Raw genomic sequence first — 19,923 nt, 5'->3', positions numbered from 1 at the left:
AGGACCGCATGAGCAGAGTGATTGACGTGCTGAACGGCCCCAACCTCAACCTATTGGGCCAACGCCAGCCAGAGATCTACGGCCACGAGACCCTGGCTGACATCCGCGCCATGCTGGAAAACCGGGCGACCATCTCCGGCATTGAGATCGGTTTTTTCCAGAGCAACCACGAGGGTGCGATCATCGATCGCATCCACGCAGCCCGTGGCAAGGCGGACGGCATCATCATCAACCCTGCGGCTCACACTCACACCTCAGTGGCGATCCTCGACGCCCTGAAGACGTTCGAAGGCCCGGTGGTGGAAGTCCACCTCTCGAACGTCCACCAGCGCGAAGCCTTCCGTCACCACTCCTACGTGTCTCAACGTGCCGACGGCGTGATTGCCGGTCTGGGGACCCTGGGCTACCGGGCCGCCCTGGATTTCCTGATCCAGCGCCTGGAAGCCTGAAACCTCCCCTTACGCCCGGTGTGCCCGCTTCGGTGGCCACCGGGCCTTTTTATTCCCGCGTCCCCCTGCTCAACCCGCGCCGCAGTCACCCGATACCTTTCCAGAGTTACCAGACCACTCCGTCAATGTCGCGGGAGCTTCAGCTTCCGAGCTGGCCGAAGGACCGCCATTAATAGCAGCGCAGGCAAGGGTATCCATTCGCTTCGGACTCGAGATCCCAGTCTTGCGATCAAACAACGAGATCAGGCAAGGCGCCGTTGTGCCGGAAGTTCAGACCACCGCCGGCTTGCGAAACAGCGCCACGTCCTTCACCGGCACGTCCAGCTCCCAGCCGAGGGCGTCGGCCAGCCAGCGCAGCGTCGTCTCCCGGTAGAACACGATGTGGGTCGGATCGCGGCGGTAGTGCCAGTTGGCGAAACGGGCGTCGTCGGTCTGGAAGCAGGTCATCACCCCCAGCCAACCACCCGGCTTGAGCAGGTCGTCCAGTTGGTGGAACACGGCATTGGGATCGTGCAGATGCTCCACCACCTCGGTGCAGGTGATGAAGTCGTAGCGCTGCGCCAGGGTCTCGGGATTGGCCGCGTAGAACGGGTCGTACAGTGACACCTCCATGCCCCGGGCCGCCAGCATCCGCGCCAGGGCCGGGCCCGGCCCGCAGCCGAAATCAAGACCATGGGCTTCGTCCGGCACACGCGCCAGCAGCGGATCGGCCAGTTTGGCCAGGAAACGCTGATAACCGTCGTCTTCCGGGTTGTTGTCGTGCAGGTCGTAGACGCGCTTCTCGGCCTCGGCATCCAGCCAGTGGCTGGATGCCATCAGGGTCGCCTCACACCGCGTGCAGCGCCAGTAGGGAACGTCGCCCACCTTTTCCAGCAGACGCATCTCGCCGGCGTGGCAGACGGAACAACGTGTGGGGGCGATAGCGAGTTCGGACATCACGGCACTCCCTGGGCAAACCGCCGGTCAAGGCAGGCCCGGTTGATGGACGATTCAGAAACAAAGCATTGCGGGGAACGGTCTCAACCGCTGTTGTCGTGCAGTGTCCATGGCGCTCGCGCCGGATGCAATACGTCCAGACCACGATTCAGGCATAATGAGCCCGCAATACCCCCATCGCGTCAACGCGAGCACGAGCAAGGAGGCGAGGTGAAAAAGGCATCCAGACCACTGAGTGAAAGCAGCGTCTTTCCGGGCAACCTGTTGCGCCGCTGCCACCAGATCAGCGTGGCCATCTTCCAGCGGGAAGGCAGGGAAGCGGGACTCACCCAGCTGCAGTACATTGTGCTGTGCGCGCTGGAGGAAAAAGGCACCCTGGACCAGAGCACGCTGGTCGGGCTCACAGCCCTCGACCGCAATACGATTGCCGTCGTGGTGCGCAAGCTGGAAACGAAGCACTGGGTGGCGCGGGAGCGCAATCCGGAAGACCGCCGCTCGGTGCTGGTGACCATCACCGAAGACGGTCTGGCGGTGCGCCAGCAGGCCGAAGCCGCCGCCCTTGCCACCCAGGAGGCGTTGACCGCCCCCCTGGATGACGAGGAACGCGAGACCCTGAGCCGGCTGCTGGGCAAGATCGCCAACGAGAATAACGCCCTCAGTCGCGTGCCCCTCAAGACCGAAGCCGACTAGGAAGCCTCCCTGCCTAGCGGACCTCGACCGGCTGCATGAAACCGGCGAAGAAGTCCGCCAGTGCCTGATGCGCGTCCAGCGGCAAGACGTGAGCCACATGCTGGTCCGGCCGCACGATGACCAGGCAACCTTGCTCGCGATCCACCCCGCGCATGTCGTAGATGTCCTGGCCGTTCTTCAGGTCCGGGCAGAAGGATTTCTCGTGATCCACCAGACCGTAGCGGCCCTTGTGGGGGTGCAGCAGCTCCGGCAGGTCGGACGCGTCCATGTCGCGGTGGGACGCCTGAAACACCGCCCGCACGTCAATCACCGAGTCGATGTCGGTGCCCGCCGGCGTGTAGCGGCGCACCGGCGATTCCGGCGCATCCGCCAGGAAACGGCACAGCTTGTGGATACCGGAGTCCGTCGCAGCCGGGTCCTGAGCGTCGGCAAAGGCAAAGATCCGCCAGCGTCCGTCCGCTTTGACCGTGTGCCCGAGGTGAACCGGCTTGGCGTCGGACATACGGATAACCGGCGCCGAGTGGAACCGGGTGCCGATCTCGAAACCGGTGGCCAGAGCCTGATGCGTCGGCGCGCCGGTGATTGCCGACGGCCGGTACCGGGTCGCGGTGCCCGCGGTGAAGCGGCCGTGCTGGACAAAGTATTTCTGGAACTCGGCTGGATCGACGCCATCGCCCCTGTCTTCCGGCGAGCCCTTGGGCGGGGCGCTGAACATCTTGGCGAACTCGCGATCGAAATCGATCAGTTGCTGGGCCACCGCCTGACGCTCCACGGAATAGGTGTGCAACAGCTCCGGTTCGCTTTGGCCGCGCAGCACCGCCGCCAGCTTCCAGCCCAGGTTGAAGGCATCGCGCACGGACACGTTCATGCCCTGCCCCGCTTTCGGACTGTGGGTGTGACAGGCATCGCCGGCGATGAACACGTGGGGCAGTCGCGCGTCCACGACCTCCGCCGGTACGTCGTCGAACTTGTCGCACAGGCGCTGGCCGATCTCATACACCGACCACCAGGCGATTTCCTTCACGTCCAGCGTGTAGGGATGCAGGATACGCTGGGCCGCCGCCACCAACTGGTCGGACGTGATGTTGCGGTTGGCCACCCGCTCGTCGGCTTTCAGCTTGTCCAGCTCGATGTACAGGCGCACCAGGTAACCGCCCTCGCGCGGGATGATCAGGATATTGCCCTCGTTGGCGGAATGGATCGCCGACTTCATGCGGATGTCCGGAAAATCCGTGTCCGCCAGCACATCCATCACGCCCCAGGCCTGGTTGGCGGAGTCGCCGCGCAGTTCCCGACCCAGGGCTCGCCGCACGTTACTGCGGGCGCCGTCGCAGCCCACCACGTAGCGCGCCCGCACGGTTTCGGTCTGGCCGGCGTGGGCGGCGTCGGTGCGCTCCAGCGTCACCGTGACCGGATGCGCCGCACGCGGGCCCCGGGCCTTTTCGTCGGTCGCCGCCAGCGGCGTCACCTGGAGATCGGCCAGTTTGCGCGAGTAGTAGGGCTCCATGCGGGTCGGCGCGTTGCGCATGGACTCCAGGAAGAAGTCGTGGACCCGCGCCTGGTTGAGGATCACGTGCGGGAACTCGGACAGGCCATCCTCGGTATCCTGGATACGCCCGGAACGCCTGATGCAGTCGCGTCGGGCGTCGTCCGGTTTCCAGAAGGTGGTCTCGTTCACCCAGTAGGCTTCTTTCAGCACCTTTTCGCTGAAGCCGTAGGCCTCGAACATTTCCAGCGTGCGGCAGGCGATCCCGTCCGCCTGCCCGAGTTCCAGGGGCCCGTCCTTCTGCTCGACGATGCAGGTGGTGATATCCGGGAACGCAGCCAGTTGGGCCGCCAGGGTCAGACCGGCCGGGCCACAGCCGACGATCAGAACATCGACGTCGTCGGGCAGTCGGTCCGGTGTGCGCGTAGAGACGGCATCGGCGGCAGGATGGACGGCGGGATCGCCGGTACGAAAACCATTGAGATGGAATTGCATAAGTCACCCTCTCAAGAGCCAGGACGGTGCACTCCCGGTGTCATAAACAGGCGAACGCCGTGCGGCGCATCGCGTCTGTGGCGGGCCTTGTGAGTGCGTGCGGACGACAGACTGGGTCGTCGCTCACCTGGATCTCTTTTTGTTCAATTGTGATTTGCTCAGTATTGTGATCATCACTATTGTGATTGTTTACGTAGCAAACAATACTCCGATCACGCACCGGCGTCCAGCCCACCGTGGCCACTCTCTGTTGATGGCGGCACTGCGCACCCCGGAAACCTTGTCAGGGCTGGGCCAGGGCCTCGATCATGGCCGCCAGGAATCGCGCCGCCTCGCCGCCGGTACAGGCCCGGTGATCGAACGTCAGCGACAGGGGCACCACCCGATGCACCGCCGGTTTGCCATTGAACGGCACCACCTTTTCCCGGATCTGCCCGGCGCCGACAATGGCCACCTGGGGTGGCGTCACCACCGGATTGGCGTACTGCCCAGACAGCGTGCCGAAGTTGGACAGGGTGATGGTCGCTCCCTGCATTTCCTGGGGCGGGATCTTGCGCTCCACCACGGCCTTGCGCAGGTTCTCCAGCCCCTTGCGCAGATCCTTCTGCGGGCGATGGTTGACGTCGCGCAGCACGGGCACGAACAGGCCATCCGGCGTGTCCACGGCGATGCCCACGTGCACTTCGTCCAGCAGCCGGCGGCTCAGGCCGTCGCCGTCGAACCAGGCGTTAAGGGCAGGCGAGGCTTCGCAGGCCGACGCCATGGCCTGCACCAGACGCATGGTGATGTCGGTGCCCTTCTTCCAGCGATGGATGTCGGCGTCCTCGAAGATCGAAACCGGCACCACCTGGGCGTGGGACACCGCCATGTTGCGGGCCATGGTCCGGCGCACGCCGCGCAGGGGCTCGGCATCCCCCAGCGCCTTGTGATGGCTGGCCTTGGCGTGCACGTCGTCGCTGGTGATCAGGCCGCCCGGGCCGCTGCCCTTGAGGGTTTCCAGGTTGACGCCCATGCGCTCAGCCAGGGCGCGCACGCCCGGCGTTGCCTTCTGATGGCGGGCGCTGCGGCTTGAGGCGGCGGCGCCGACGATGAAGTCGTCCTTCGCCTGGCTGTCCCGGGAGCGTTTGAGCTCGCCGACCACCGTCCCGCTGTCTTCGTCCTCGCCTTCGAACGCCAGCAGTGGCTCGCCGGTGTGGATGATGTCGCCGGGCTCGCCGAACAGCTTGGCCACCACCCCGTCGAACGGCGACGGCACTTCGACGATGGCCTTGGCGGTTTCCACCGACACCAGCACCTGATCCACGCTGACGCTGTCGCCGACCTTGACCTGCCACTCCACGATCTCCGCTTCCGGCAGGCCTTCTCCCAGATCCGGTAACTTGAAATGTTTCATAGCGCTATCACCTGTTCCACGGCTTCAACGATGTCCGCCACTTGCGGCAGGTACGCCATCTCGTTGCGGGCGTAGGGCATGATGGTGTCGTAGCCGGTAACCCGGACCACCGGCGCCTGCAGGTCCAGGAACGCCGCCTCGGCGATGCTGGCGGCGACCTCCGCCCCGACGCCGCCGTTGCGGCAGGCTTCGTGGACGATCACACAGCGACCGGTCTTGGCCACCGAGCACAGCAGGGTCTCGCGATCCAGCGGGCTGACGGTGGCCACGTCGATCACTTCCGCCGACACGCCCTGCTCCGCCAGTTGGTCCGCCGCCTCCAGGGTTTCGGCGATGGACGCGCCCCAACTGACCAGGGTGACGTCGTCGCCCTCGCGCAGGGTGAAGCAGGTGTCCAGCGGCAGGGCCTCGCCGTCATCCTCGACGCTCTGGGTCACCGCCCGGTAGATGCGCTTGGGCTCCAGGAACACCACCGGGTCATTGTTGCGGATGGAGGCCAGCAGCAGGCCGTAGGCCCGCTTCGGTGAACTGGGAATCACCACCCGCAGGCCGGGGATGTGGGCAAACAGGGCCTCGGTGCTTTCCGAATGATGCTCCGGGGCGTGGATGCCGCCGCCGAAGGGCGCCCGGAACACCGCCGGGCAGCTCAGCCGGCCGCGGGTGCGGTTACGCATGCGCGCGGCATGGCTGATCATCTGCTCCATGCCGGCGTAGATGAACCCCATGAACTGGAACTCCGCCACCGGGCGCAGCCCCTGGGTGGCCATGCCCACGGCGGTGCCGGCGATCAGATTCTCCGCCAGCGGCGTGTCCATTACCCGCTTGAAGCCAAACCGGTCCTTGAGCCCGACGGTGGCGCGGAAGACACCGCCGTTGGTGGCGATGTCCTCGCCCAGCACCACGACGTTATCGTCGGCGGCCATCTCGTAGGCGAGCGCCATGTTGACCGCTTCCACCAGGGTCACGTCAGCCATGCTTCACCTCCCGGCGCTGCAGGCGCGCGTACTGCTCGGCGAATGCCGCCGGCAGGGTTTCGAACAGATGGTCGAACATGGCCGTCGCCGGCTCGGGCGCCGTGGCCAGGTAATCCTTCACGCCGGCGTCGACCCGGGCCTTGCACTCGTCCTGCAGGGCCTGCTCGCGCTGGGCGTCCCAGAGTCCGGCGCGGTGCAGCCAGTTTTGCAGGCGCTTGATCCCTTCGCGCTCCCAGGCCTGTTTCAGTTCCTCGGCGGAGCGGTAGCGGGTGGCGTCATCGGCCGTGGTGTGGTCGCCCAGCCGGTAGGTGATGGCTTCGATCACGGTACCGCCCTTGCCGCTGTGGGCCCGCTCCAGCGCGTACATCAGAGCATGGCGCACGGCGAAGTAGTCGTTGCCGTCGCAGATGATGCCGGGCAGGCCTCCGCTGATGGCCTTCTGGGCGATGGTTTCGGCGCCGGTCTGCAAGTGGCGCGGTGTGGATATCGCCCATTGGTTGTTGGCCACCAGGAACACCACCGGCAGGTGCCAGGCGCCGGCCAGGTTGACGCTCTCCAGAAAATCCCCCTTGGAGGTGGCGCCGTCGCCCAGCGAACACAGCACCGCCCGCTTTTCCTCGCGGATGCGGAACGCCGCCGCCACACCCACCGCATGGCAGCACTGGGTGGCGATGGGCACGGAGATGGGCAGATCTTCCGGGCAGTTCGCGTAGCGGCTGCCGCGCTCGTCGCCGCCCCAGTAGAGCAGCATCTCGGTCAGGCTCACCCCACGCAGGAACTGGGCGGCGTGGTCGCGATAGTAGGGCACCAGCACGTCCGAAGCTTGCAGCGTCTGGCCGATGGCGGTACCGATGGTTTCGTGACCCAGCACCGATGGGTAGGTGCCGCATTGTCCGGTGCGCTGCAGGGCGATGGTCTTGTTGTCGAAGGTCCGGGTCAGGACCATGTTGCGGTAGGCGTCGAGCAGGGTGTCGTGGTCGTCCGCCCAGTCGGGCAGATCGCCCACGGCGTCGCCTTTGTCGTCGAGGTAGGCGATGCTGTCTACGTGAAAGGCGTAGCGGTCTTTCATGGCTCCACTCTCTCCTTACACCGCCGTGATCCAGTCCCGCTTGTGGCGGGCCTTTTCCGGCCGGCGTTCGGGGAGCCCCGGTGCCGTGGGTGGGCGGATCGGGACTTCCTGGTTTTGGGTGCGCGCCCGTCGCCGGGTAGGCTTGGGACGCAGGAACCTTCACCTTCTTTTTTAGACCCCGATCATTCTTTGCACAAGTCGATTCGTTCGTCGGCGGAACCTTCAGTTCTGCACCGACGGCGGCATCACCTGCGCCAGCACCTCGCTGCCCTCGCCGAGCGGCAACGACAGGATCAGACCCTCCCCGGAACTTGTGTAACTCCCTGTCAAAGCGGAGATATTGACCTGGTGGGAGACCATGACCACGGGCACCCCCGACGGCAGGGCGTTGACGTTGTCGATGGTGGCGGCGGTCTGCTCGGAGCGGTTGCCCTGGCCGCCGAAGAAGGAATTGAGGGAGGCCATCGTGGATACCGCCCCCAGATCCATCAACTCGGCAGTCTCCCGACAGCGGCACCAGGCGCTGCTGAAAACCCGCGCCTGATCAACGCCCTGCTGCGCCAGGAAACGCCCCCAGTCGCGAGCCTGCTGGCGGCCCACGTCGTTCAGGTTGCGCTGGGTGCTGCAGTCGTTGACGTCGAAGTGATCCGGATCGCCGATGCCCGGCGCCAGGGCATGGCGCAGGATCAGCACCGCCTCGCCATCGCGCAGGGCCTGCCAGGCTCCCGCCTCGTCGGCCCAGGCATTGGGTGATGTCAGGAGCGCCCCGACGATAAAGAGACCGGAAACCCGTTGCAGCCATTGCCCCAAACGCATGATGAAACCCTCCGCGGAGATCCTTTCTCCAATCCTACGCCGCCGCGGTCCGGATCGCTCACCGCCCCTGCCCTTCCGCCGTGAATCGCGGTATCCTCGCGGCACGACACACTGGAGAAGTTGCCATGCCCATCTGGGTCGACGCCGATGCCTGTCCCGTTCCCGTTCGCGAGATCCTCTGCCGCGCCGCCAACCGCTGGAAAGTGACGGTGACCTTTGTCGCCAACCAGCGGGTCAACGTGCCGCCGTCGCCGTTCATCCAGACCCGCCAGGTGCCGCAGGGCTTTGACGTGGCGGACAACGAGATCGTCGAGCAACTCAGCAGCGGCGACCTGGTCATCACCCAGGACATCCCCCTCGCCGCCGAGGCCATAGAGCGTGGCGGCGCGGCCCTGAGCCCACGCGGCCAGCCGTTCACCCCGGACAACATCCGCCAACGCCTGGCCATGCGCAATTTCATGGAAGAGCTGCGCAATGCCGGACAGGTGACCGGTGGCCCGTCCGGCTTCTCCCAGACCGACCGCAAGGCCTTCGCCGACCAGCTCGACCGCTGGCTGCAGAAGCACGCGCGATAGCCCGGGCCGGGCCGCCTGACGGCCACCCCGCGCGATAGTGATTCGCTTTCAAGCCCCTGCAAATTCCGCTAGGCTGTGCGCCTTTTCCCCTGCCCGACCCACACCCTCCGGGCACGGCTTCCGCATCGGAGAAATGGCATGTCCAGCACCAACAGTTTCCAGGCCCTGGGGCGACTGCTGCGTTACGCGCGCGGCTATCGGCGCCAGATCATCACGGCCACGTCCTTTTCCATCATCAACAAGCTGTTCGATATCGCGCCGGAGATCCTGATCGGGATCGCCATCGACGTGGTGGTGAACAAGGAAGAAAGCTTCGTCGCCGCCCTCGGCTTCACCACCGCCGAATCCCAGATCATGGTGCTCGGGGCGCTGACGTTCTTCATCTGGGCGGGCGAGTCGCTGTTCGAATACCTGTTCCAGCTGGCCTGGCGAAACCTGGCCCAGCGCCTGCAGTCGGACCTGCGTCAGGACGCTTACGAACACGCCCAGCGGCTGGACATGAACTTCTTCGAGTCCAACAGCTCCGGCCAGCTGGTGGCCACCATGAACGACGACGTCAACCAGTTGGAGCGCTTCCTGGACGGCGGCGCCAACGCCATGATCCAGATCCTGGTGACCGTGGTGGCGGTCGGTGCGGTGTTCTTCGTGATCTCACCTAAGGTGGCGTTGATGGCGTTTACGCCGATCCCGGTGATCATCTGGGGGGCCTTCTACTTCCAGCGCAAGGCCGGCCCGCTCTACGCCGACGTGCGCCAGAAAGTGGGTGACCTGTCCAACCGCCTGGCCAACAACCTGGGCGGCATCGCCACCATCAAGAGCTTTACCGCCGAGGCCCGCGAGGCCGAACGCCTGCGCGAGTCCAGCGAGGCCTACGTGCAGGCCAACCGCCGCGCCATCCGCATCAGCTCGGCGTTCATCCCGCTGATCCGTATGGCGGTTCTGGTGGGCTTCCTGGCCACCTTCACTATCGGCGGCATGATGGCGATCAGCGGTGAGCTGAACGTGGGCGCCTACGGCGTACTGGTGTTCCTGACCCAGCGTCTGCTGTGGCCGGTAACCGGCATGGCCGAGGTGGTGGACCTGTTCGAACGCGCCATGGCCAGCACCCGCCGCATCCTCGACCTGATCGCCGAACCCATCCACGTGCGTGACGAAGGCAGCGGCGAGCTGGCCCAGCCGGTGAAGGGCGCCGTGCAGTTCGACGACGTGCACTTCGAGTACGGCGCCAGCGGCGCCGGCGTCCACGGCATCAGCCTCGACGTGCCCGCCGGCCACACCCTGGCTCTGGTCGGCTCCACCGGTTCCGGCAAGTCCACGCTGATCAAGCTGCTGCTGCGCTTCTACGACGTGCAACAAGGCGCTATCCGCATCGACGGCCAGGCCATCCAGGACGTGAGCCTGCGTTCGATCCGCCAGACCATCGGCCTGGTGAGCCAGGACGTCTACCTGTTCGACGGCAGCATCCGCGACAACATTGCCTATGGCCGCCCGGACGCCTCCGATGAGGACATCATCGACGCCGCCCGAACCGCAGAAGCCTGGGGGTTCATCCAGGCGTTGCCGGAGGGGCTGGATACGGAAGTCGGTGAACGCGGGGTGCGGCTGTCCGGTGGCCAGCGCCAGCGCCTGTCACTGGCCCGGGCCCTGTTGAAGGATCCGCCCATCCTGGTACTGGACGAAGCCACCAGCGCGGTGGACAACGAAACCGAGGCGGCGATCCAGCGCTCGCTGCAGCGCATTGGCCACAACCGCACGGTGATCATGATCGCCCACCGTCTGTCGACCATCGTCCACGCCGACCAGATCGCCGTGGTGCAGGACGGCGAAGTGCTGGAGCGCGGCACCCATCGGGAGCTGATCGACAGGGACGGCAACTACGCGGCCCAGTGGCGAGTGCAGACCGGGGCGATTGAGGCGCTTCAGCCCACCACCGTCTGACCCAGCACCCCGAACAGGAAGCCTATGACGGCGCACAACGAGGGCGCCCAGTGCTTCTCCAGTTTCGCCTGCGGCGCGATGTCCTGGAACACCAGGTAGAGGATACCGCCGGAGGCGAACAGCATGATAAAGCCCAGCACCGCCGCGTGCTGGGCCAGCCACAGATGGCCAACCAGCCCCGCCAAAGGCCCCAGCGGCACCAGGCAACAGAACAGCACCAGCACCATATTGCCCTCCAGGGCCTGGGCCCGGCGCTTGCGGTGCAGCCGTTCCGGCGGCTCGGTCGCCACCAGCTCGCGGTAGGCGTTGAAGCCCTCGGGCAGGTTCTGCACAGCCACCAGCAGCGCCAGCAACACGCCACCGGCGCCGTCCACCGCCAGCAACGCCCCCAGCGCCAGGGATTCGGGCAGGAAGTCCGCCAGCATGGCGAGCAGTTGCGACACCGAACCGCGAAAGCGGGTCAGCAGCGCATCCAGGTAACCGAAGAAAGCTCCGCCGAGGATCATGGCCAGGGCAATCCAGTGCGGCGCCAGCACGGCCATTCCTTCGGGCACCAGGACCAGCGCCACGGCGGAGAGCAGCGCGCCCCCACCGAATGCGATCACCGAATGGCGAAATTCGGAATCAAGCCAGCGGGGGACCAGTTGTTCGGCCCGTCCAAACAGGGCACCGGCCGGCATGGCGGCGCCGGCCAGGGTGGTCAGTACCACCGTCATCCAGATTGACGTCATCGGGTTACGGCGCCCTCACTGCCTGGGTGGGCATCAGACGATGCGTGCTCAACTCCCCTGGATACGGAAGCCGACCTTCATCACCACCTGGTAGTGCCCGACCCGTCCGTTATCGACGTGACCGCGGGTCTCGGTCACCTCGAACCATTCGATATTCTTGATGCTTTTGCTGCATTCTTCCAGCGCATTATTGATGGCATCTTCAATGCTGTCCCTGGACGATCCGACAATCTCGACTTTCTTGTAGATATGATGATCCGACATGGGTCGTCTCCTTCCGTTGTGCAACCAAACGCGGTGGATGGAAAGCGAAATGTGGATGCGGTCAGTATGGCACAGGATGCAAGTGACTCCGGTCATGCATCTGAACCTTTTGCCATGGGGTATATCCAACACCACACTGAAAGCTATCACCGTTAGACGTGCAGGAGGCAGCAAACGATGAGCAATGCGCAACCCCGCCACCCGGTCACACCGGCCCTCGCCCTGGCCGCCAGCCTTTGTCTGGGCAGCCTGGCTGAGGCCGAGACCTTCGAGTCCCGCCATCACAACTACGAGGTGGAGAGCGTCGCCGATGGCCTGGAATACCCCTGGGGCCTGGCGTTCCTGCCGAACGGCGACATCCTGGTTACGGAGAAACCCGGCCGCCTGCGCATTTTGCGCGCCGGGCAGTTGCTGGACGAACCGGTCAGCGGTGTGCCCGAGGTTGCCTACGGCGGCCAGGGCGGGCTGCTGGACATCATCCTGCACCCGGAATTCAAACAGAACCGGCTGCTGTTCCTGAGCTACGCCCACGACGACGCCGGCGGACGTACCACCCGCGTGGCCCGCGCCCGTTACCAGAACGGCGCGCTGAGCGATGTGGAGGTCATCTTCGAGGCCCTGCCCCGTTCCAACACCACCCGCCACTTCGCCGGACGCATGGCGTTCGACCGGGACGGTTACCTCTATGTGCCCGTGGGCGACCGCGGCGACAAACCCCGCGCCCAGGATCTGGGGGACGACGCCGGCGGCGTGCACCGCATCACCGTTGACGGCAAACCGGCACCGGGCAATCCGTTCTTCGACCGCAACGGCGCCAACGCCACCTTCTTCACCTACGGCAACCGCAACATCCAGGGCATGACCACCCACCCGCAGACCGGCGAGATCTGGAGCCACGAGCACGGTCCGCGCGGTGGCGACGAGGTCAACGTCATCCGCGCCGGCACCAACTACGGCTGGCCGGAGATCACCTACGGCATCGGCTACAGCGGCCTGCCGATCACCGACAAGACCCAGGCGCCGGGCATGGCCCAGCCACTGCACTACTGGGATCCTTCCATCGCACCCTCCGGCTTGGCGATCTACGACGGGGAGATGTTTCCCGACTGGCAGGGAGACCTGTTCGTGGGCGCCCTCAAGTTCCAGAAAGTGGTGCGACTGCGGGTCAATGAGCGCGAGCAGGTGGAGGAAGAAGAAGACCTGCTCACCGAGATGGACGCGCGGATTCGCGAGGTCAAGGTCGGGCCGGACGGCGCCCTGTGGCTGCTGACCGACGACTCGGACGGCCAGGTGTTGCGCATCACCACAGCCGGCTCACCCTAGTCCATAAAGCGCGCCCACATTGCGGGCGGTGCGGCGAAGGTTCTGTTCCGCCTGCGCCAGGGCATCCTCCAACGCCATGGGCGTGGGCGTGATGCCGAAGATGGCGCTGATGCCACAGGCCAGCGCCTCTTCATAGTCGTCGCCAAGACTGCCCGCCAGCGCCACCACCGGCACGCCGGCCTGGGCCGCCTCCCGGGCGAGGCCGGCCAGGGTCTTGCCGTGGGCCGTCTGGCCATCGATACGACCCTCGCCGGTCACCACCAGATCGGCTTCCTTGAGATGGGCGCGCAGCCCCACCGCGTCCATCACCACATCCACGCCGGGCTCCAGCCGGCCGCCCAGGAAACCGCAGGCCGCCATGCCAGTGCCACCGGCCGCACCGGCCCCGGGCAGGCTGACCAGCTTGCGACTGACCACCTGTTCCAGCAGCGCCCCGTAGCGGGCCATCCCCTGATCCAGGGCAATCAGCATTTCCGGCGTCGCCCCCTTTTGGGGCCCGAACACGTAGGTCGCCCCGGCGGGGCCGGTCAGCGGATTGTCGACGTCGCAGATCACCCGGAAGCGGGTCGCCGGAATGCGTGTGTCCAGCTCATGCAGGTTGAGGGACGCCACCTCCAGCAGGCCCTGGCCCCCGGCAGCCACCGGCTTGCCGGACGCGTCCAGCGCCTTGACGCCCAGCGCCTGCGCCATGCCCAGCCCGCCGTCGTTGGTGGCGCTGCCACCCAGAGTCAGGATCACCTGCTCGACGCCCAGATCCAGTGCATCCAGGATCAACTCGCCGGTACCCCGGCTGGTGGTTTTCAGCGGATTGCGCCGGGCCAGCGGCAGCTTCTGCAGACCACTGGCCTCGGCCATCTCGATCACCGCGGTCCTGTCGTCATGGATCAGGCCGAAGCGCGCCTTGAGCGAGTTGCCGTCGGGGCCGGTGGCTTCGGTTTCCTCATAGCGCCCGCCGGCGGCGGTGACCAACGCCTCCATGGTGCCTTCGCCGCCGTCCGCCAGGGGCAGTTCGGTATAGCGCGCGGCGGGCAGGACCTCGCTCAGCCCCTCGCGAATCACGCGGGCCGCCTCGGCGGCGGTCAGGCTTTCCTTGAACGAATCGGGGGCAATCAGGATGTGGGGCACGGGCGTTCCTCTCTCGCAGGGCCAAGCACGCAGGACAAAGGCATTCTCACTGGGCAAGGGCGTTTGTTGTTCAGTGACCTGTTGAAAGTAAAGCAACAACCGCGCCTGGGTGCTCAGTCCGCCTCGTAACCGGTCAGTTCCAGGTAGCCGCGTCCGCTGTGGGAGCCGGAGACCGACACCGGGCTTTCCCAATAGGGATACAGCCCGCGGTTCCAGAAGTTACCGGGCATGGCCTCGACGTTCAGGTCCACCGCCTGCGCCGGAATGGTCAGACGCCAGCCCGCCGGCACCGTGCCGGTCGCGAACGCACGCCGCTGGTCGGGCTCCAGGGTAAAATCGTCGCCGGTCAGGGCCTGCACATCGCCGTCCGGACCGATCCAGGTGCCGGACAGGAAGGCTCCGTCCGCTTCCCGCAGTCGAAACGCCATCACCCGGGCGCCGCTGTCCAGCTGCAGCGCCATCCAGTCCCAGCCGCGCTGGTCGGAGCGCAGGAACTGGCTGCTCCACTCGCGATCGAACCAGCCCGCCCCCTCTACCGACTGGGTCACCCCGTCGACCGTCACCTGCCCCTCGATGGCCAGGTCCAAGTAGCTGAAGTACATCGAGCCCTCGCCGCTGGCGGACTTGGCACTGAAACCGTGATCGCCGTGCCGCACGGGCGCGCGGCGGGGACGCAGCGTCAGGTCATAGGACCATTCGTCGGCGGCCACCGACAGCTGCCAGACGCGGCCATTGTCGGTGGTGCGCAGCGACCAGTCGTCCAGCCACACCGCAAACGGCTCGGCGCGGGCGCCGGCATGGCCGATATCGCCCCGGGCCACGCGCTCGCTGAAGTGATGCTCATCGGGGCGTGACAGCGCCGCGTGCGCCATCCACACCGACTGCAATGGCCAGGTCTCCGCCGCCGGCGCGCTGTCCCCGGGAGCCCGAGGCGCCAGGGCCTGGCGGAACTGGGTCCACTGCAGCCCCAGCGGCTGGCCGTCGGCGGTGGTCAGGTTGGCGGTCAGATACCACCATTCGATGCGCACATCGGGATGCGGCCCCAGATCCCGCGGCAGACGGATGCGATCCCCCGCGCGGGGTTGCCGGAAATCGTCCGCCTCGGCACTCGACAGCGCGTCGCCCAGACCGGCAAAGCCCGCCGGCTCGGGCGCCTCGCGTCCGCATCCCGCCAGCACGCCCCCCCAGCCGATCAGCACGACCATCCACACAGTCCGGACACTCATCGGTCGGCTCCCTGCACCTGATGCACGCCCACCGGTTCCGGCGGCCGGTCGCCAACCTGACGCTGGATCAGCCAGCCGACCAGGCCGCCGATCGCGGCCGCCAGCCCCAGGATCTGCAACCAGAACAGCGGGTAGACCGTCATCGGCAGGGACCAGCCAAACGCCGCCGGATTGATCCGCTGCACCAGGGCCCAGGTGAGCAACACGCCCAGCGGCAGCGCCGCGAGCGTGGCCAGCATCGTCAGACCGAGCGACAGTCCGCACAGCCGCCAGCCCAGGGCGCGCCGCCCCAGCCCCCAGACCCGCAGCAGGTGGAAGTACCAGCGCCGCGTGCCGAAGAACACCCAGCCCAGTACCAGCAACGAAACGCCGGCCAGCACCAGGGTCAGCAGGCTGATGGCGCGGGTCAGCACGAACGTCTGGCGAAAGATGCGCTCGGCGAGGCCGCGTACGGTGGCGTTGTCCCGCACCTCGAAGGCGGCCGGCGGCAGTTCGCCGGCGAGCGAGGCGCGCACCGGCGCCACCTGCGCGTCCGGTGCAAGCGTCAGGGTCAGGCTGAGAAAATCGGGACGAAACGCCGGCGGCAAGGCATTCGCGGCCAGCAGGATCTCGCCCCGGGGCCGGCCGTAATCGGCGTAGATCGCCGCGACGGAGGCGTCCCGGCGCTCACCCGCCAGTTGGAAGGCCACTCGGTCACCGGGGTCGATTCCCTCTCGGCGGGCGAGCTGTTCGTTGACCATCACCGCACCATCCGCCAACGCCGCCCAGGGTTCGGGAACGGCTGCGATAAACGTCCAGCGTTGCAGCTGGGGCGTCCCGGCCGGCAGCGCCAGCAGATCGACCGACGGGCCGGACGCCAGCTCGCCCTGACCGCGCCGCACCGGGTACCCGTCGAGCACCGCCGGGTTCCGCTCCAGGGCAACCAATGCCGGCGCCAGATCGGACGGATCGACCAACTGGACAAAGGCATCCCCCTGCAGCCGCTGGTCGAGCCACTGCTGGAAGGTGCTCTCGAAACTGGTTACCAGCGCCTGGATGGCCATCACCGTGGCCGCGGCAAACTGCAGCGCCACCACCGGCAGGGCCAGGCGACGCAGCATCACCGCCAGCTCGCGCAGACTCCACTGGCGCAGCGGTTGGCGCGTGCGCTGCGCGCCGCGATCCAGCAGGCGTGCCAGGAGGGTCGGGGTCAGCAGCCCCGTGCCAAGGAACACCGCCGCGAGGGCCAGGAAGATCACGGACAACCGCTGCCCGGCCAGCAGCCCCACGAGACCGGCGAGCAGCATCAGCACTGCCACACCCAGCCCAACGCGATGGGAGCGACCGGGCGCCTGCCGATCCCCCAGCAGGCCCCAGAGCATGACCATCCCCGTCACCACCAGCACCGGCAGGAAGCGCATCGGTGACAGATCGGCGGCGAACAGGCTGACGTCGAACAGGCCCGCCATGATGCGGCCGAAGCCGCTGGCGAAGCCCGACGCCAGCATCAGCCCCAGCAGCGTGCCCGGCAGGGCGCCGACGACCGCGATCAGCCCCAGTTCCAGCAGGCGCTGGCGTTGCAGCGCTCGCCCGGGCACGCCGTAACGCTGCAGCAGCAGAAAACTGCTGCGTCGCTGCGACAGCCCCAGCAGGTAGACGCTGCGCACCAGCAGACCGGTGATCAACAGCACCAGCACGCACAGGGCATCCAGGTTGAACAGGAAGCTGTCCGCCAGCTCACCGGTCTGCAGGCGCTGTTCCGCCGGCGCCAACCGGTAGCCCGGCGGCAGCGCCGCATCCCCGTTCGGGGTCAGCAAGCGCAGCGCCGCGTCGCGCCCGGCCGCCTCTGTCTGGCGCACCGCCTCGCCGATATCGATAAACGGCCCCTCGCCCGACAGGGCGTCGCCGCGGGTCAGGGACCGGGGAAAGCAACCCATGGCCAGGCCATCGATGCCGATCCGTTGATCGCCCCCGTCGTCGGCCACCGCCAGCCACGGCGCGACGCACACCCCGGCCCGGCGCAGACGCACGAAATCGTCGACGCGCAGCGGCGCGCCGTCATCGCGCTGGATGTCGTGCAGATCGGAAAGCCATTGAGAGGATTGCTGCAGACTGTCGCGGGCCTGGCGGGTCAGGTCCCAGACGCCGCTCCACAGGGCCGTGGACAGCAGGATGATCAGCAACAGGGCGAGCAGTTGACCGGGATGGCGCCGGTAGTGACTGAGCGAGGCTCGCCACAGGGCGCCGCGCATTACGACCCGGCCCCCAGCCGCAGCACCCGGTCGCAGCGTTCCGCCAGCGCCGGATCGTGGGTGGCGAGGATCATCGGACAGCGCTGCTCATGCTGGAAATCGAACAGCACGTCGGCGACGTCATCGGCGGTGTGGCGATCCAGACTGCCGGTGGGTTCGTCCGCCAGCAGCAGTTTCGGCTGCATCGCGAAGGCCATGGCCAGGGCCGCACGCTGGCGCTGGCCGCCGGACACCTGATCCGGATAACGATCGCCCAGTCCATCCAGCCCCAGACGCGCCAGCCAGCCCGCCGCGTCCACCGACGCCTGGCCGGCCAACTGCGCCCGCAGGCGCACGTTTTCCGCCAGGGTCATGGCGGGCATCAGGTTGGCTTCCTGGAAGACCGTGGCGATATGGGCGCGCCGCAGCCCGCTCCAGGCTTCGGCAGAAAGGGCGCCGCCGTTCTGGCCGAACAGACTCAGCTCACCGGCATCAAGTGGCTCCAGACCGCAGAGCAGGTTCAGCAGCGTGCTCTTGCCGGAGCCGGAGCGTCCCATGAGTGCCAGCGATTCGCCGGGCGCCAGCTCCAGGTCGAGGCCGTCGAATACGGGCACCGCCCCGGCCGCCGAACGGAAACGCTTGACCAGCTGCCGGGCGCGCACCACCGGCCCGGCGCCGTCCGGCGAATCAGTGGGGATCGTTGGTCCTGTCGGTCTTCTCATACTGGGGCAGGTCGTCGGTGATGGTGAACCAGTCGGACTTGGAGCCGACGTACACATGGTACGCCGGCGCCTGGTCCAACGGACCATCGAGGGTGCCGACCCGCAAACGCAGGATGCCGGGGATGGCGTCCACACGGCTGTAAAGCGGGCTGCCGCATTCGCGGCAGAAGGCGCGGTACTTGCCCGGGCGGGACTCGAACTCCTTGACCAGGTCCTGGCCCTGGACAATCTCGAAGTGCACTTGCTGCACCGGGCTGTTGGCGGCAAAGGCACTGCCCTGGGCGCGACGGCACTGGCTGCAGTGGCACAGGGCAATCGGTCCCAGCCGCCCCCGGTATTCGAACTTTATGCCACCGCACAGACACTGACCGGTTTTCATGCTGCTTGTCTCCAACGTGACCGGGCGGTGGGCGGCCCTATTCCGGGACAATCAGGATCTTGCCATCCCGCTCACCCGAGGCCGCTGCGGCCACCGCCGCCTTGATTTGGGAGACATCATACTCGCCCGCGACCCGGGCCTGAAGCTGACCGGTCGCAATCCGTTTCGTCAGCTCGCCGAAGACCTGCATCTGTTGCTCGCGGCTGGCCTGCTCGAACCACTTCGCCAGCCAGAAACCCTTGACGGTGACGTTGCGGAAGACGATGTTGCGCGGCGACACCTGACAGGGCTCGCCGCTCATCATGCCGTAGTTGACCAGGGTGCCGCCCTCGTCCAGGCAGTCGGCGATGTGGTCGGTGCTGGCGCCGCCCACCGCGTCGATGGCCAGCTTCACGTGACCGTCGCCGACCGCTTCGCGCACCCGTTTCGCCAGGTCCGGACCGTCCACCACGACCACGTCCGCGCCCTGTTCGCGCACGCCCGCCACGGCGGATTCGCGCCGTACCACGTTGACGGTACGCAGACCACGGAGCCTGGCCAGCTGGATCAGGTAACCGCCCACACCGGAGTTGGCCGCGTTCTGGATCACCCAGTCGCCGTCGCTCAGGTCAACGAACTCCGACAGCATCAGCATCGCGGTGGGCGGGTTGATGGTCATCATCGCCAACTGGCGCGGGTCAGCCTCATTGGGCAGGGGCACCAGTTTGCGCGCGTCCACCACGGCGTGGCTGACCCAGGTGCCGATTCCCACCGGCAGCAGCACGGTCTGGCCGACCTCGGGGCCGTCGGTCTCCGGCCCCAGCGCTTCCACCCGGGCCACGCCCTCGTTGCCGCCAATCGCCGGTAGCGGTGGCAGCATGCCGTACTCACCAGTCAGGGTCAGCACGTCCGACGGATTGATCGGCGCCGCCAGCACCTTGACCAGCGCCTGCCCCGGACCCGGCTCTGGGGTGTCCACCTCGACCGCATCGATCACATCCTGCGGCACCGGGCCGCGACGCTCGTACTTAGCCTGCAACATCGTTGTGTCTCCTTGTGGGTATACGGCCCAGCTTAGGCCGCACCAGGGCGTGGCAACAGGGGGAGATCGGTCAGGACGCTGGTGAATTCCGCCAACATCAC

The 19,923-nt window shown here is 66.8% G+C and carries 19 protein-coding genes; 5 read left to right on the top strand and 14 right to left on the bottom strand.

Annotation, left to right across the window (positions count from 1 at the left end):
• Window positions 1-8: 8 nt before the first annotated feature.
• On the top strand, window positions 9-449 hold the full coding sequence (gene aroQ, locus DKK67_RS16230) for a type II 3-dehydroquinate dehydratase (RefSeq protein WP_111497548.1): 441 nt from the start codon (window positions 9-11) through the stop codon (window positions 447-449).
• A gap of 270 nt (window positions 450-719) precedes the next feature.
• Here aroQ and DKK67_RS16225 read toward each other — a convergent pair whose 3' ends face one another.
• A complete protein-coding gene (locus DKK67_RS16225; RefSeq protein WP_407657868.1) occupies window positions 720-1,385 on the bottom strand; it encodes a class I SAM-dependent methyltransferase in 666 nt (221 codons plus the stop codon).
• A 210-nt stretch (window positions 1,386-1,595) separates the two neighbouring features.
• On the opposite strand from DKK67_RS16225, the gene DKK67_RS16220 reads away from it, so the two are divergent.
• Window positions 1,596-2,075 carry a MarR family winged helix-turn-helix transcriptional regulator gene (locus DKK67_RS16220; RefSeq protein WP_204355855.1) on the top strand — a complete coding sequence of 160 codons (480 nt, stop codon included), beginning with the start codon at window positions 1,596-1,598 and terminating at the stop codon, window positions 2,073-2,075.
• Window positions 2,076-2,088: 13 nt separating this feature from the next.
• Here DKK67_RS16220 and DKK67_RS16215 read toward each other — a convergent pair whose 3' ends face one another.
• From DKK67_RS16215 to DKK67_RS16195, 5 genes are all read right to left on the bottom strand, one after another.
• Window positions 2,089-4,056: an FAD-binding monooxygenase gene (locus DKK67_RS16215; protein ID WP_111497546.1), complete on the bottom strand. Its 1,968-nt coding sequence runs from the start codon at window positions 4,054-4,056 to the stop codon at window positions 2,089-2,091.
• Between the two features lie 283 nt (window positions 4,057-4,339).
• Entirely contained in the window at window positions 4,340-5,449 is a 1,110-nt protein-coding gene (locus DKK67_RS16210; protein ID WP_111497545.1) for a dihydrolipoamide acetyltransferase family protein, read from the bottom strand.
• The gene (locus tag DKK67_RS16205) at window positions 5,446-6,423 is read right to left on the bottom strand and encodes an alpha-ketoacid dehydrogenase subunit beta (protein ID WP_111497544.1); all 978 of its coding nucleotides are present in this window, start codon (window positions 6,421-6,423) and stop codon (window positions 5,446-5,448) included. Before DKK67_RS16205 ends, DKK67_RS16210 begins: the two co-directional genes overlap by 4 nt.
• The gene (pdhA, locus tag DKK67_RS16200; protein ID WP_111497543.1) at window positions 6,416-7,492 is read right to left on the bottom strand and encodes a pyruvate dehydrogenase (acetyl-transferring) E1 component subunit alpha; all 1,077 of its coding nucleotides are present in this window, start codon (window positions 7,490-7,492) and stop codon (window positions 6,416-6,418) included. Before pdhA ends, DKK67_RS16205 begins: the two co-directional genes overlap by 8 nt.
• A 222-nt stretch (window positions 7,493-7,714) precedes the next feature.
• On the bottom strand, window positions 7,715-8,308 hold the full coding sequence (locus tag DKK67_RS16195) for a histidine phosphatase family protein (protein WP_111497542.1): 594 nt from the start codon (window positions 8,306-8,308) through the stop codon (window positions 7,715-7,717).
• Between the two features lie 125 nt (window positions 8,309-8,433).
• Here DKK67_RS16195 and DKK67_RS16190 point away from each other — a divergent pair, with 125 nt between their 5' ends.
• Window positions 8,434-8,883 (top strand): YaiI/YqxD family protein, encoded by a 450-nt coding sequence (locus tag DKK67_RS16190; protein WP_111497541.1) that lies wholly within the window; start codon window positions 8,434-8,436, stop codon window positions 8,881-8,883.
• A 138-nt stretch (window positions 8,884-9,021) separates the two neighbouring features.
• The gene (locus tag DKK67_RS16185; RefSeq protein ID WP_111497540.1) at window positions 9,022-10,821 is read left to right on the top strand and encodes an ABC transporter ATP-binding protein; all 1,800 of its coding nucleotides are present in this window, start codon (window positions 9,022-9,024) and stop codon (window positions 10,819-10,821) included.
• On the opposite strand, the gene DKK67_RS16180 is transcribed toward DKK67_RS16185, so the two are convergent.
• Both DKK67_RS16180 and DKK67_RS16175 read right to left on the bottom strand, forming a co-directional pair.
• Window positions 10,803-11,552 carry a ZIP family metal transporter gene (locus DKK67_RS16180; protein ID WP_111497539.1) on the bottom strand — a complete coding sequence of 250 codons (750 nt, stop codon included), beginning with the start codon at window positions 11,550-11,552 and terminating at the stop codon, window positions 10,803-10,805. The two genes, DKK67_RS16185 and DKK67_RS16180, sit on opposite strands and share 19 nt — an antisense overlap.
• Before the next feature lie 48 nt (window positions 11,553-11,600).
• A complete protein-coding gene (locus DKK67_RS16175; RefSeq protein WP_111497538.1) occupies window positions 11,601-11,816 on the bottom strand; it encodes a dodecin in 216 nt (71 codons plus the stop codon).
• Window positions 11,817-11,993: 177 nt separating this feature from the next.
• On the opposite strand from DKK67_RS16175, the gene DKK67_RS16170 reads away from it, so the two are divergent.
• Window positions 11,994-13,139 carry a PQQ-dependent sugar dehydrogenase gene (locus DKK67_RS16170; RefSeq protein ID WP_111497537.1) on the top strand — a complete coding sequence of 382 codons (1,146 nt, stop codon included), beginning with the start codon at window positions 11,994-11,996 and terminating at the stop codon, window positions 13,137-13,139.
• Here DKK67_RS16170 and DKK67_RS16165 read toward each other — a convergent pair.
• The 6 genes from DKK67_RS16165 to DKK67_RS16140 all read right to left on the bottom strand — a co-directional run bounded on the left by DKK67_RS16165 (window position 13,131) and on the right by DKK67_RS16140 (window position 19,822).
• Window positions 13,131-14,264, bottom strand: a complete 1,134-nt coding sequence (locus tag DKK67_RS16165; protein WP_111497536.1) for a glycerate kinase — start codon at window positions 14,262-14,264, stop codon at window positions 13,131-13,133. The genes DKK67_RS16170 and DKK67_RS16165 overlap by 9 nt on opposite strands.
• Window positions 14,265-14,377: 113 nt before the next feature.
• Window positions 14,378-15,490 (bottom strand): lipocalin-like domain-containing protein, encoded by a 1,113-nt coding sequence (locus DKK67_RS16160; protein ID WP_111497535.1) that lies wholly within the window; start codon window positions 15,488-15,490, stop codon window positions 14,378-14,380.
• Complete coding sequence (locus DKK67_RS16155) at window positions 15,487-17,721, bottom strand: FtsX-like permease family protein (protein ID WP_111497534.1); 2,235 nt, start codon at window positions 17,719-17,721, stop codon at window positions 15,487-15,489. The genes DKK67_RS16160 and DKK67_RS16155 overlap by 4 nt, the downstream gene beginning before the upstream one ends.
• Entirely contained in the window at window positions 17,721-18,422 is a 702-nt protein-coding gene (locus DKK67_RS16150; RefSeq protein WP_111497533.1) for an ABC transporter ATP-binding protein, read from the bottom strand. The genes DKK67_RS16155 and DKK67_RS16150 overlap by 1 nt, the downstream gene beginning before the upstream one ends.
• Window positions 18,388-18,801 carry a GFA family protein gene (locus DKK67_RS16145; RefSeq protein ID WP_111497532.1) on the bottom strand — a complete coding sequence of 138 codons (414 nt, stop codon included), beginning with the start codon at window positions 18,799-18,801 and terminating at the stop codon, window positions 18,388-18,390. The genes DKK67_RS16150 and DKK67_RS16145 overlap by 35 nt, the downstream gene beginning before the upstream one ends.
• Before the next feature lie 37 nt (window positions 18,802-18,838).
• The gene (locus DKK67_RS16140; RefSeq protein WP_111497531.1) at window positions 18,839-19,822 is read right to left on the bottom strand and encodes a zinc-dependent alcohol dehydrogenase family protein; all 984 of its coding nucleotides are present in this window, start codon (window positions 19,820-19,822) and stop codon (window positions 18,839-18,841) included.
• Window positions 19,823-19,923: the final 101 nt, after the last annotated feature.

Source organism: Marinobacter bohaiensis (assembly GCF_003258515.1).
Classification (GTDB): domain Bacteria; phylum Pseudomonadota; class Gammaproteobacteria; order Pseudomonadales; family Oleiphilaceae; genus Marinobacter_A; species Marinobacter_A bohaiensis.
Note: the sequence above shows the minus strand (reverse complement) of the source record. Positions and strands in the feature narration are given on the sequence as shown.